Consider the following 12,883-nt stretch of genomic DNA (forward strand, 5'->3'; position numbering starts at 1 on the left):
GTGGCGTTTTTCATGGCGCCGCGCGTGATGCACGGCCCACGCGGGCGCGAACTTACTTCGTGTTCGCGTTCGCGGCGGCAACCGCCGTCATGTTGATGATCCGGCGCACGGTCGCGGCCGGCGTCAGGATGTGGACCGGCTTCGCCGCGCCGAGCAGGAACGGGCCGACCGTCACGCCTTCGCCGCCGACCATCTTCAGCAGGTTGTACGCGATGTTCGCCGCTTCGACGTTCGGCATGATCAGCAGGTTCGCTTCGCCCGACAGCGTCGTGCCCGGGAACGCGGCCTTGCGGACCGCTTCGGACAGCGCCGCGTCGCCGTGCATTTCGCCGTCGACTTCGAGGTTCGGTGCGCGCTCGCTGATCAGCTTGCGGGCTTCCGCCATCCGGCGCGACGACGACGACGGCGCGCTGCCGAAGTTCGAGTTCGACAGCAGCGCGGCCTTCGGCGTGATGCCGAAGCGCTCGATCTCGGCGGCAGCCTGGATCGTCATGTCGGCGAGCTGTTCCGCGCTCGGCACTTCGTTCACGTACGTGTCGCACATGAACAGGTTGCGGCCCGGCAGCATCAGCAGGTTCATCGCCGCGTAGTGCTCGGCGCCGTTCGCACGGCCCAGCACCTGCTCGATGAACTTCAAGTGCGTGTGGTACGTGTCGATCATCCCGCAGATCATCCCGTCCGCATCGCCCAGGTGCACGAGCATCGCGCCGATCAGCGTGTTGAACTTGCGCAGCGCGGCCTTCGCGACTTCCGGCGTGACGCCGTCGCGCGCGCCGATCTCGTGGTACGCCTGCCAGTAGCGGTGGTAGCGCGTGTCGTCTTCCGGATTCACGATCTCGAAATCGACGCCGGCTTTCAGCTTCGAGCCGATCTTCTGCAGGCGCATCTCGACGACCGACGGACGGCCGATGATGATCGGCTTCGCGATCTTTTCCAGCAGCACGAACTGCGCGGCGCGCAGCACGCGCTCGTCCTCGCCCTCCGCGAACACGATGCGCGCCTGCTTCTGCTTCGCGGTCGCGAACACCGGACGCATCACCATGCCGGTGCGGTAGACGGTCGCGCCGAGTTGCTCGCGGTACGCGTCCATGTCCTGGATCGGGCGCGTGGCGACGCCCGAATCCATCGCGGCTTGCGCGACGGCCGGCGCGATCTTGATGATCAGGCGCGGGTCGAACGGCTTCGGAATCAGGTATTCCGGCCCGAATTCGAGCGAGTGGCCTTCGTACGCCTTCGCGACTTCCTCGCTCTGCTCGGTTTCCTGGGCCAATTCGGCGATCGCGCGCACGCACGCGAGCTTCATTTCTTCCGTGATCGTCGTCGCGCCGACGTCGAGCGCGCCGCGGAAGATGAACGGGAAGCACAGCACGTTGTTGACCTGGTTCGGGTAGTCCGAACGGCCGGTCGCGACGATGGCGTCCGGGCGCACCGCCTTCGCGTCTTCCGGGCGGATTTCCGGTTCCGGGTTCGCGAGCGCCAGGATCAGCGGGCGGTCGCCCATCGTCTTGACCATGTCCTGCTTCAGCACGCCCGCGCTCGAGCAGCCGAGGAACACGTCCGCGCCGACGATCGCGTCGGCGAGTGTGCGCGCGTCGGTGGTCGCCGCATAGCGCTGCTTCGACGGATCGAGGTTGCCGCGCCCTTCGTAGATCACGCCCTTCGAATCGGCGACGAGGATGTTCGACTTCGTCAGGCCGAGGTTCACGAGCAGGTCCAGACACGCGATCGCTGCCGCGCCCGCGCCCGAGCACACGAGCTTCACGTCGGCGAGGTTCTTGCCGACGACCTTCAGGCCGTTCAGGATCGCGGCCGACGCGATGATCGCGGTGCCGTGCTGGTCATCGTGGAAGACGGGAATCTTCATGCGCTCGCGCAGCTTCTGCTCGATGTAGAAGCATTCCGGCGCCTTGATGTCCTCGAGGTTGATGCCGCCGAGCGTCGGCTCGAGCATCGCGATCGCCTCGACGAGCTTGTCGGGGTCGGACTCCGACAGTTCGATGTCGAACACGTCGATGCCCGCGAATTTCTTGAACAGGCAGCCCTTGCCTTCCATCACCGGCTTCGCGGCCAGCGGGCCGATGTTGCCGAGGCCGAGCACGGCGGTGCCGTTCGTGATGACGCCGACGAGGTTGCCGCGCGACGTGTACTTCTGCGCGTCGAGCGGATCGGCGTGGATCGCTTCGCACGCAGCGGCGACGCCCGGCGAATAGGCAAGCGACAGATCGAGCTGGTTCGACAGCGGCTTGGTCGGGGTGACCGAAATCTTGCCGGGTTTCGGGTTCAGGTGATAAGCGAGTGCGGCCTGCTTCAGTTGTTCGTCCATGATTGACCTGCGAGAGACATGCGAAATTTTGACGGTTCAGTACACAGCACCTTGAGCCGCGTCTGCCGGGATCGAGGGGATGGTCGACTGCGAGACGGCTCGCGACGCACCGGGTCGGCACGCCACCGAACCTTGGCGGGTGGGCAAGAGGAAGTACAAAGTACTGAACGATTTCTAAGGGTCGCCTAGTGTACACCCCCTAAATGACCTCTGTTGGTGCACCGCGGCATCCCTGGCATCGGCCTCCGCGTGATCGCGCCCCGTTTGTTTCGCCGGTGGTGAGCCGCGCGTCGAACCTGCGCGAGTTCCGCCGAAAACCGGCCCGAATCGGGTAAAATAGCGGGCTACGCGCGCAGCGATGCGATTGGCCCGCCGATCGCACCCCCGCCCCTCCGGCAGGTTCCCCTTGCTGCGCCGCCGGGCCCGCGCCCGCTCTTCGCTCATCACCCAAGGAATGCCCATGACAGGCTACGATCGTCAGTCGATCTCGGATACGACCGCCAAAATCCTGCTCGAAGTGCAGGCGGTGCACTTCAACGCCGAAAAACCGTTCATCTTCACGTCCGGCTGGGCAAGCCCCGTCTACATCGACTGCCGCAAGCTGATCTCGTATCCGCGCGTGCGTCGTGCGCTGATGGAAATGGCGGAAACGACGATCATGCGCGACGTCGGCTTCGAGCAGATCGACTCGGTGGCGGGCGGCGAGACGGCCGGCATCCCGTTCGCGGCATGGCTCGCGGACCGCATGATGGTGCCGATGCAGTACGTGCGCAAAAAGCCGAAGGGTTTCGGCCGCAACGCGCAGATCGAGGGTCATCTGGAAGAAGGCTCGCGCGTGCTGCTGGTGGAAGACCTGACAACCGACAGCCGCAGCAAGATCAACTTCGTCAACGCGCTGCGCACCGCGGGCGCGACGGTGAACCACTGCTTCGTGCTGTTCCACTACAACATCTTCAAGGAAAGCGTGTCGGTCCTGAAGGACATCGACGTCGACCTGCACGCGCTGGCGACCTGGTGGGACGTGCTGCGCGTCGCGAAGGCATCGGGCTACTTCGAGACCAAGACGCTCGACGAAGTCGAGAAGTTCCTGCACGCGCCGGCCGAGTGGTCGGCCGCGCACGGCGGTGCCACGGCCCCGAAGGAATGACGCCGCGCCGGCCCGCAGGCCGGCACCCTGGCTGAAAGAGCCGCTCGCCTGATCGCGAGCGGCTTTTTTTCGTCCGTCGATCCGCATCACGCCGCGCCCGATTGCGGGCAATGGCATGCATCGCTCATCGAACCCTAATGCTAGACTTGATCCATCGCCTCCATCAGCTGCGCAGGCAACGCACAACGCCAACAATGCCGGGAGCATCGATCCGGTTCACGTGACGGGAGAAGCGCCATATGCGTGTGGATCGCCGGATCACTTCGCCTGCGTGCCCGGGTCGTCCGTCTCCGTTCATCGTCGCCGTTCTCTGCGCTGCCGCTTGCATTGCGTTCGCCGCCCCGTCCGCGCGGGCCGAAGGCCCGTTCACCGTGTCGAGCGACGCGCTGACGCCCGGCGGGCGCGTGCCCGCCGCGAACGTGTTCGACCGCGGCGACTGCAAGGGCGAGAACCGCTCGCCGCAGCTCAGCTGGCACAATCCGCCGCCCGGCACGCGCAGCTATGCAATCACGATCTTCGATCCCGATGCGCCGGGGCACGGCTGGTGGCACTGGGCCGTCACCGGCATCCCGGCGAGCGTCACGAGCGTGCCGGCCGATGCGAGCGCGTCGGGCTTCCTGCGGCGCATCGGCGCGAGCGAGGCGCGCAACGACTTCGGGATCGACGGCTACGGCGGCCCGTGCCCGCCGCCCGGCAAGCCGCACCGCTACGTGATCACCGTCCATGCGCTGAAGGGCACCGACCTGCGCGTCGCGCAAGGCCGCCCCGCCCCGATGTTCGAGCACGAGATCGGCACGCTGACGATCGGCACCGCGCGGCTCACGGTCAATTACGGGCAGTAAGTGTCGCGCACGGCCGCAGGGCCCGCGTCGCGATGGCCCGCGTCTGCGAAATCCCGTGCGTGCGACGCACGCTTTTCTCCCGTCATTTCGGCTTGCTAGACTCCGCTGCACCGCTCGCGGCATCCCGCCGTGCATCGGTCGCGCCGCCCGAGTGCGGCGCGTGTCGCGGCAGGCCATCGCGCCTGCCCTTTCGCCCCCTTGCGGAGAACGCTTCATGTCGAACATCGTCATCGTCTATCACAGCGGCTACGGTCACACGCAGAAACTGGCCGAGGCCGTCCATGCGGGCGCGCAGGATGCCGGCGCCACCGCGCGCCTGATCGCCGTCGGCGAACTCGACGACGCAGGCTGGGCCGCGCTCGACGCGGCGGACGCGATCGTCTTCGGCGCGCCGACCTACATGGGCGGCCCGTCCGCGCAGTTCAAGCAATTCGCCGATGCCACGTCGAAACCGTGGTTCACGCAGAAATGGAAGGACAAGATCGCCGCGGGCTTCACGAACTCCGCGACGATGAACGGCGACAAGTTCTCGACGATTCAGTATTTCGTCACGCTGGCGATGCAACATGGGATGGTGTGGGTCGGCACGGGCATGATGCCGGCCAACTCGAAGGCGGCCACGCGCAACGACATCAACTACGTCGGCGGCTTCACGGGCCTGCTCGCGCAGTCGCCGGCGGACGCGACGCCCGACGAGGGCCCTCTGCCCGGCGACCTCGAGACCGCGAAGGCGTTCGGCGCGCGCGTCGCCGACGCGGCGGCCCGCTGGCTGGCCGGCGGCCGCTGAACGCGCCCGGGCGTCCGCGCGCTCGCGCCGTGGGTCGCGGGTTCGCGGTTCGGGGGGCAGCGCGGCGCACGCACGTGAAAGGGACGCAAGACGGCCCGCGGGCCGTCTTTTTTCGCCCCGTGCGGTGCAGGTCCGCCGGATGACGTCTTAAAATGGCGGTTTCAGGGCGCCGCGGCTCCCGTTTCATTCAGCGAGAACGAAATGAGCACCAAAGTTTTTGTCGACGGCCAGGAAGGTACGACGGGCCTCAAGATCTTCGAATACCTGTCGGCGCGCAACGACATCGAGATCCTGCGCATCGAAGAAGCGAAGCGCAAGGACGTCGACGAGCGCCGCCGCCTGATCAACGCGTCGGACGTCACGTTCCTGTGCCTGCCGGACGTCGCGTCGCGCGAATCGGCATCGCTGGTCGAGAACCCGGACACGACGCTGATCGACGCAAGCACCGCGTTCCGCACGAGCGCCGACTGGGCGTACGGCCTGCCGGAGCTGACCCGCGCGCAGCGCGAGAAGATTCGCACGTCGAAGCGCATCGCCGTGCCGGGCTGCCACGCATCTGCTTTCGTGCTCGCGATGCGTCCGCTCGTCGACGCGGGCATCGTCGCGCCGACCTTCGCCGCGCACAGCTACTCGATCACCGGCTACAGCGGCGGCGGCAAGTCGATGATCGCCGAATACGAAAGCGCGGCGCCGGGCGGCAAGCTCGCGAGCCCGCGTCCGTATGCGCTCGCGCTGGCGCACAAGCACCTGCCGGAAATGGCCGCGCACACGGGCCTCGCGCACGCACCGATCTTCACGCCGATCGTCGGGCCGTTCCTGAAGGGCCTTGCCGTGACGACCTACTTCACGCCCGAACAGCTCGCGAAACGCGCGACGCCGCAGGACGTGCAGCGCGTGTTCGCCGAGTACTACGCGGACGAACCGTTCGTGCGCGTCGCGCCGTTCAACGCGGACGCGAATCTCGACAGCGGCTTCTTCGACGTGCAGGCGAACAACGACACGAACCGCGTCGACCTGTTCGTGTTCGGCAACGAAGAGCGCTTCGTCACGGTCGCGCGCCTCGACAACCTGGGCAAGGGCGCATCGGGCGCCGCGATCCAGTGCATGAACCTGAACATCGGCGCCGCCGAGAACGCGGGCCTCAACCGCTGATCCCGCTTGCACGCGATGCAAAGCCGGCCGCTGGCCGGCTTTTTATTTATGCGTCGCAGGCAATATATAAAATCCGGTTCGCGCATTTACAAATATTTACAAGCTTTCCATTGCGCGATTACCGGTGAATTAATTTCGCTCTCCTTTTCTCCTGTCAATCCCGAATAGGGATAAACCGGATACCCTCGCTTTAAACGCTTCCGTTATACGCGGGAAGGCTCCGCGAGCCGCCCGTGCGTGGCAATCGCCCAACTTCAGCGGCACTCTAGCGCCCTCCGCGCGTTTTAATTCTTACTGAAATCGCCAGCCTGCAAGGATTCCTAACGCCCGCTTTGTTTCAATCGCCTTTTTTAGACGAGTTCATCAATTGACAGCAAAAATCCGCGCAGCGACATTAGCTCGCACAATTAAACGATTGGAGACAGCGGCATGTCGCACGCCTTATCGAAGGGGGTGGCAACGGCCTTTGCCATCGCACCTTTCCTGATTGCCTGTGGTGGAGGGGACGGCGGCTCGCCCGCGCCGATCAACACCCCCCAATGTTCCGGATCGGACTGCGGCACGCAAGGGCCGCCGCCGTCGCAGCCCGTCAACGGCTCGCTGTGCCCGGCCGATGCCGACATCGTGAAGAGCACGTACCTCGGCGGCGCCGGTAGCGGCGAGATCGTCAGCGTCAACATCGACGCGGTCGCGATGACCTACACGCTCAAGTGGCTCGAATCGCCGATTCCGCTCGCGACCGGCACGGTCACGCCGACCCGCGCAGGCACCACGATCACCGGCAAGGTCATCCACCCGCCGACCGGCACGCTGCCGACCGCGGAGCAGACGCGCTGCGCGTTCGTCCTCACGCCGGGTTCGGGTAAAGCACCGAACGGCTCGACCTATTCGACGGCCGCCGACTTCAACCACGCGAACCCGCCGATGCTGCTGGTCGGCATGGGTGTCGCGGGCGGCGGCATCCCCGGCGCGACGGTCCAGTACGACGGGCTGACGATCAGCGTGGTCGGCCTCCCGGTCTTCAAGAACGTCGGCCAGGTGCCGAACCGCCACTTCGACTTCTATCCGTTCCTCGGCTTCGCGAACACGACGACCGACCTCACGAAGCTGCCGGGAACGTACAACGCGCTGCTCTACCACCTCGTGCCGTCGGGCAACTACGCGACGAAGGGCACGAATTCGAGCGAGACGTTCGATGCGAACGGCGCGTGTACGTCGACGAGTTCGGGCGGCTGCCAGACGACCGGCGATCCGTGGACCGTCAACACCGCGAACGGCGGCTATCTCGACAGCGCGAAGGCACCGCAGATCCTGCCGCAGACGCAACTGCCGCTGATCGGCGCGACCGGCAAGTCGGCGACCGCGCACATGGTCATCGGGCAGCTCAACGGCGCGACCGTGCCGGTGGTGGTCCGCACGGGCTCCGTGTATCTGGGCACCGACCTCGCGCTGCATACCGATGCGAAGGTCGACGACGAATCGGGCATCGCGGTGCTCGGCGCGGCGAGCGCGATCCAGTCGGGCGCGATCGACGGCGGCTACGCGGGTGCGGACTCGAACTTCAAGTACACGGCCGCACTGATCCGCGGCAGCAACGCGTCGTTCATCAACCCGACCACGCAGGCTGAAGAGGACGGCTTCACGCTCGACTACGGCCAGACGACGGCCGGCCTGCTGAACGCGACGACGAAGCCGCCGAGCGGGGCGACCTACCCGTCGGCAACAGGCGTGGTGATCGCGACGGGCGGACTGTACGCGGCGCTGATCCAGGGCACGGTGAACGGCGGCGTCACGCCGACGTCGGCGAACTCGAGCACGTCGTCGACACCGTACTTCGGCGTGGGTGCGCAGATCAGCAAGTAACGATGGGGACGCGGCGGCGGCCGGTTCGCCGCCGCGGGATGCAGGGAAGGCACGAAGCGACGGCGCCCGGCACGGCGCGGGCAGCACGAGCACAAGCAATAGAAGCGGTCGACAGGGAGCTGGCCGCCGGACAAGACAAATCTGGAGGAGCAACATGAAGCGCAACCTCATTCTGGCGGCGGCCTTTGCCGCCCCCCTTCTTTCCGCCTGCGGCGGCGGCAGCGACAATCCGCCCCCGCTCGTCGAAGACCGGCTCTGCCCCGCGTCGCTCGACTACAACACCGTCTACACGGGCGGCGCCGGCAGCGGCGAACTGGCCAAGGTACAGCTCGACACGACCAAGATGACCTGGCAGGTCACCTATGTCGAATCGCCGGTGCCGCGAACGACCGGCACCGTCACGCCGACCCGCGCGGGCACCGTCGACAGCGGCACGCTCACGCAGGAAACGATGCTGCCGACCAACAAGCTGAACCAGTGCGCGTTCCGCCTGAACGGCGCGAGCCTCGATGCGTCGCGTCCGGCGCGCATCTTCGTCGGCTTCGGCGTCGCGGGTGGCACGATCCCCGGCAAGGAAATCCAGTTCGCCGGCGTGCTCGGCCAGGCTGCCGTGCCGGACACGAAATTCCCGTACTACCCGTTCATCGGCTTCTCGTCGATCGAGACCGACATCACGAAGGTCGCAGGCACGTACAGCCACGTCGGCTTCGGCGAAGTGCCGTCGCAGAACTTCGCGCCGGCGTCGATCGACGCGAAGGTGACGATCAACGCGAACGGCACGTGGACCAAGTGCGATTCGACCGGCCAGTTCGCCGGCGGCGCGTGCACGCAGCAGGGCACGAACTTCGTGCAGTCGGCCGACGGCAGCGGCGCGTTCCAGACGAACAACTACGCGAGCCAGCTGAAGCCGACGCTGTCGGCGACGCCGCAGGGCAAGGGCTTCATGATCGTCGGCAAGCTGCGCAACCAGCTGGTGCCGATCCTCGTGCGCACCGGCGTCGCGAACCCGAACCCGACGCCCGACAGCAACGGCGTGCCGGGCCTGACGGCCGACGACGAATCGAGCATCTCGATCCTCGCGCCGCAGACGGCGATCGCGGCCGGCTCGCAGAACGGCGAATACATCGGCGTCGACAGCCGGTTCGACTACCGGACCACCGCGCTGATCAACAACCAGGCCACGCTGCTGGATCCGTTCCAGCCGTCGCAAGCCTCGCTCGCGACGCCGCTCGACCTGGACTACACGCAGAAGGTGCCGGGCACGGTCACGACGATCCATACGGGTTCGGGCAGCACGTCGCCGACCGGCAAGTTCATCTTCACGGGTGGCGTGTTCGGTTTCCTCGACAACGCGGGTTCGACGCCGTATTTCACGATCGGCGCGTTCGTCCAGTAAGCGGAGGCAAGCCGTGATGAAGAAGACCCTTCTCTGCGCGGCGGCCGGTGCCGCCGCCCTGGCGCCGCTCGCGGCGCACGCGCAGAGCGCCGGCAGCAACGTCGTCACGCTGGGCTGGTTCCACGTGATGCCGCAGCAGAGCAGCACGCCGATGACGACCAACGTCGCGCCGACGCCGATCAACACGCCGCTGCGGCTGCCGCCGTCGTTCACGTCGCAGGGCACCGGGCTGCGCACGAGCGGCGCGGATACCGTCGGCCTGACGGTCAGTCACTTCCTGACCGATCACATCGCGGTCACGTCGGTGGCCGGCGTACCGCCGGTGTTCAAGGTATCGGGCCAGGGGACGATCCGGCCGCCGGGCCCGGCCGGCGCGCTCGGCACGCAGAACATCGGGCTCGGCTCGGTGAACCCGATCGTGAAGAGCGTGCGGCAGTGGAGCCCGGCGTTGATCCTGCAGTACTACTTCGCCCAGGCGAACGCGAAGTTCCGGCCGTTCCTCGGCCTCGGCGTGTCGTACAACTGGTTCAGCGACCTGCAGCTCAACACGAACTTCATCAAGCAGACGCAGGACAACCTCGGCGCGATTCTCGCGGCGGGCGCGGGCAAGCCGGGTACGACCTCGGTGGAGGCGAAGGCGTCGTCGTCGTGGCAGCCGGTGTTCAACGCGGGCCTGCAGTACAACATCACCGAGCATTTCGGGCTGGTCGCGTCGGTGACCTACATCCCGCTGAAGACGACGTCGACGGTGACGATCAAGGCGGCCGACGGCACGGTGCTCTCCGAGTCGAAATCGGACCTGAAGGCCGACCCGATCATCAGCTATGTCGGGATGACCTACAAGTTCTGACGTCGGCGACGGAAGGGACGCAGGAAGGGGAATGGATGAATGGATGGCCCGCGGCAAAATCGCGGGCAAAAAAAAGCCCGCCTAAGAGGCGGGCTGAATCCATATCAGAGGAGACATGGAGGAGACAGGTGTAACTATAGCGAATCGATTTCCGCATTGCAACATTTCCGTGGAGAAAATCAGGATTTTCCCTCGAATGCGCACTCTAGATCGCTAGTTCGACTCCGACCCCTTCCTGTTCTCCCTGTCGAGCACGTCCGCCAGCGCGTCGCGCACCAGCGCGACCGGCCGCGTCAGGCGGCCCGGCAGCGCACCGTGCACGACCCACACGTTGATCCGCGTCTTCAACCCCGTCGTTTCCACCACCCTCAGCGCGTCGCGATGCGCGCTGCGCGCCAGCGCGTTCGGCGGCGCGATGCCGATGCCGGCGCCGCGCGCGACGAGCGACAGCTGCAACTCCGAACCGAACGCCTCGACCGCGACGTCGAACGGCAGCCCGGCCGCCCCGAGCGCGCGGCTCAGCGCCGAACGCATCCCGCAGCCGTCCTGGCTCAGCACCCATGGGAAACGCGACAGCACGTCGAGCGACAGCGGGCCGTCCGGCAGCGGGAAATCGCGCGCGGCGACGAGCACCGTCGGCTGCGTGCCGAGCAGCGTGGCCGTCAGCGCGTCGGGCAGCGCCGCGCCGGCCGGCGCCATCACCGTCGCGACATCGAGCGTGCCGCGCTCGATGCCCTGCACGAGCGCCGGCGACCAGCCGGCCGTCACGCGCAGCGTCAGCCGCGGAAACGCGTCGCGCAGCCGGTCGATCGGCTGCTCGAGCGCCAGCTCGGACAGGAACGGCGGCACGCCGATGCGCAGTTCACCTGACGGCTCGCTGTCCGGTGCGCCGGCCGCCATCAATTCGTCGACCGCGCCCAGCACGTTGCGCGCGAGCGCATAGACGTCGCGGCCGGCGGCGGTCGGCTTCAGCGGCTTGCTCTGGCGCTCGAGCAGCGGCATGCCCAGCAGCGTCTCGAGGTTCTGCACGCGCCGCGTGAGGCCCGGCTGCGTCAGATGAAGCTTCGCGGCGGCGGCGACCATCGACCCGCTGTCGACGACCGCGACGAACGCCTGGAGATCACGCGTATTCAAAGCAAACTCGCATAATCATGTTAGACATATTTCAATTGTCGCATAAACATCGGCCACCTACGATGGGGATTCCTTCGCTCTACTCCCCAGGCTTCCGATGAACTGCCCTGCCGACTCCCACCCCGCCGCCGGTCGCTCCGCGCTCGGCGCACCGCCCGCACTGAGCGCGGGCATGACGCTCTTCTTCGCCGCGACGGTCGGCGTGATCGTGATGGACCTGTTCGCCGCGCAGCCGCTGACCGGCCCGATCAGCGTCGACCTGCGGCTGCCGCCCGGCTTGGCTGGCCTCGTCGCGATGCTGCCGCAGCTCGGCTACGCGGCCGGGCTCGTGCTGCTGGTGCCGCTCGTCGACCTGCTCGAGAACCGCCGCCTGATCGTCGCGACGCTCGTCGCGTGCGCAGCCGCGCTCGCGCTGCCGGCCTTCACGCGGTCCGGCACCGTGTTCCTGCTCGCGACGCTGGCCGCCGGCGCCGCGTCGAGCGTGATCCAGATGCTGGTGCCGATGGCCGCGTCGATGGCGCCCGAAGCGCAGCGCGGGCGCGCGGTCGGCAACGTGATGAGCGGGCTGATGCTCGGCATCCTGCTGTCGCGGCCGCTCGCGAGCCTGATCGCGGGCACGGCCGGCTGGCGCGCGTTCTACGCGCTGGCCGCGCTCGCAAATGCGGCGATCGCGACGGTGCTCGCGCTGCGCTTGCCGCCGCGCGTGCCGTCGGCGACGGCCGGCTATCGCGCGTTGCTCGCCTCGATGGGCCGCCTGCTGGCCGACGAACCGGTGCTGCGCCGGCATGCGCTGTCGGCCGCGCTCGCGATGGCCGCGTTCAGCGCGTTCTGGACCGCCGTCGGGCTGCGGCTCGCGCAGCCGCCGTTCGGCCTCGACCTGCACGGAATCGCGCTGTTCGCGTTCGCCGGCGCGAGCGGCGCGATCGTCACGCCGCTGGCCGGGCGCGCCGGCGATCGGGGCCATGGCCCGGCCGCGCAGCGCCTCGCTCACGTGACGACGCTCGCGGCGCTCGGCGTACTCGGCATCGCCGGCGCCGGCTGGTTCGGCTTCGATGCGCACGCCCATCACGACGTCGCGCTGGCGCTGCTGGCCGGCGGCGCGGCGCTGCTCGATGCGGGCGTGATCGTCGACCAGACGATCGGCCGCAGGGAAATCAATCTGCTGAACCCGGCCGCGCGCGGGCGTCTGAACGGGCTGTTCGTCGGGCTGTTCTTCGTCGGCGGCGCACTCGGTGCAGCGCTCGCGGGCAGCGCATGGGCATGGGGCGGGTGGAGCGCGGTGTGCGGTGTCGGCTTCGCGTTCGCGGGCGCGGCCGCCGGGTTCGGCCTGTCGGCCGGGCGCCGCAGCGGCGTCACCGTGCGGCCGCGCGCGTGACGCGCTCCCGATGT

The 12,883-nt window shown here is 67.5% G+C and carries 10 protein-coding genes; 8 read left to right on the forward strand and 2 right to left on the reverse strand.

Going from position 1 to position 12,883, the window contains the following annotated elements:
* Nucleotides 1–52: 52 nt before the first annotated feature.
* Nucleotides 53–2,323, reverse strand: a complete 2,271-nt coding sequence (locus tag SB771_RS32415) for an NADP-dependent malic enzyme (protein ID WP_105832052.1) — start codon at nucleotides 2,321–2,323, stop codon at nucleotides 53–55.
* A gap of 460 nt (nucleotides 2,324–2,783) precedes the next feature.
* Between SB771_RS32415 and SB771_RS32420 the strand changes: the two genes are divergently transcribed.
* The 7 genes from SB771_RS32420 to SB771_RS32450 all read left to right on the forward strand — a co-directional run bounded on the left by SB771_RS32420 (nucleotide 2,784) and on the right by SB771_RS32450 (nucleotide 10,360).
* Nucleotides 2,784–3,470: an orotate phosphoribosyltransferase gene (locus tag SB771_RS32420; RefSeq protein WP_006752465.1), complete on the forward strand. Its 687-nt coding sequence runs from the start codon at nucleotides 2,784–2,786 to the stop codon at nucleotides 3,468–3,470.
* 239 nt (nucleotides 3,471–3,709) lie between these two features.
* A complete protein-coding gene (locus tag SB771_RS32425; RefSeq protein ID WP_175661433.1) occupies nucleotides 3,710–4,312 on the forward strand; it encodes a YbhB/YbcL family Raf kinase inhibitor-like protein in 603 nt (200 codons plus the stop codon).
* 214 nt (nucleotides 4,313–4,526) lie between these two features.
* Complete coding sequence (locus tag SB771_RS32430; protein WP_012362873.1) at nucleotides 4,527–5,099, forward strand: flavodoxin family protein; 573 nt, start codon at nucleotides 4,527–4,529, stop codon at nucleotides 5,097–5,099.
* A 201-nt stretch (nucleotides 5,100–5,300) separates the two neighbouring features.
* Nucleotides 5,301–6,251, forward strand: a complete 951-nt coding sequence (gene argC / locus SB771_RS32435) for an N-acetyl-gamma-glutamyl-phosphate reductase (RefSeq protein WP_175661432.1) — start codon at nucleotides 5,301–5,303, stop codon at nucleotides 6,249–6,251.
* A 429-nt stretch (nucleotides 6,252–6,680) separates the two neighbouring features.
* The gene (locus SB771_RS32440) at nucleotides 6,681–8,114 is read left to right on the forward strand and encodes a DUF2957 domain-containing protein (RefSeq protein ID WP_175661431.1); all 1,434 of its coding nucleotides are present in this window, start codon (nucleotides 6,681–6,683) and stop codon (nucleotides 8,112–8,114) included.
* A gap of 154 nt (nucleotides 8,115–8,268) precedes the next feature.
* Nucleotides 8,269–9,510: a DUF2957 domain-containing protein gene (locus SB771_RS32445; protein WP_175661430.1), complete on the forward strand. Its 1,242-nt coding sequence runs from the start codon at nucleotides 8,269–8,271 to the stop codon at nucleotides 9,508–9,510.
* Between the two features lie 16 nt (nucleotides 9,511–9,526).
* Complete coding sequence (locus tag SB771_RS32450) at nucleotides 9,527–10,360, forward strand: OmpW/AlkL family protein (RefSeq protein ID WP_175661429.1); 834 nt, start codon at nucleotides 9,527–9,529, stop codon at nucleotides 10,358–10,360.
* Between the two features lie 213 nt (nucleotides 10,361–10,573).
* On the opposite strand, the gene SB771_RS32455 is transcribed toward SB771_RS32450, so the two are convergent.
* Nucleotides 10,574–11,494 carry a LysR family transcriptional regulator gene (locus SB771_RS32455; RefSeq protein WP_175661428.1) on the reverse strand — a complete coding sequence of 307 codons (921 nt, stop codon included), beginning with the start codon at nucleotides 11,492–11,494 and terminating at the stop codon, nucleotides 10,574–10,576.
* A 97-nt stretch (nucleotides 11,495–11,591) separates the two neighbouring features.
* Between SB771_RS32455 and SB771_RS32460 the strand changes: the two genes are divergently transcribed.
* On the forward strand, nucleotides 11,592–12,869 hold the full coding sequence (locus SB771_RS32460; RefSeq protein ID WP_175661427.1) for an MFS transporter: 1,278 nt from the start codon (nucleotides 11,592–11,594) through the stop codon (nucleotides 12,867–12,869).
* The last annotated feature ends 14 nt before the right edge of the window (nucleotides 12,870–12,883 follow it).

Origin of the sequence: Burkholderia sp. SIMBA_051 (assembly GCF_046534915.1) — a bacterium.
Classification (GTDB): Bacteria; Pseudomonadota; Gammaproteobacteria; order Burkholderiales; family Burkholderiaceae; genus Burkholderia; species Burkholderia ambifaria.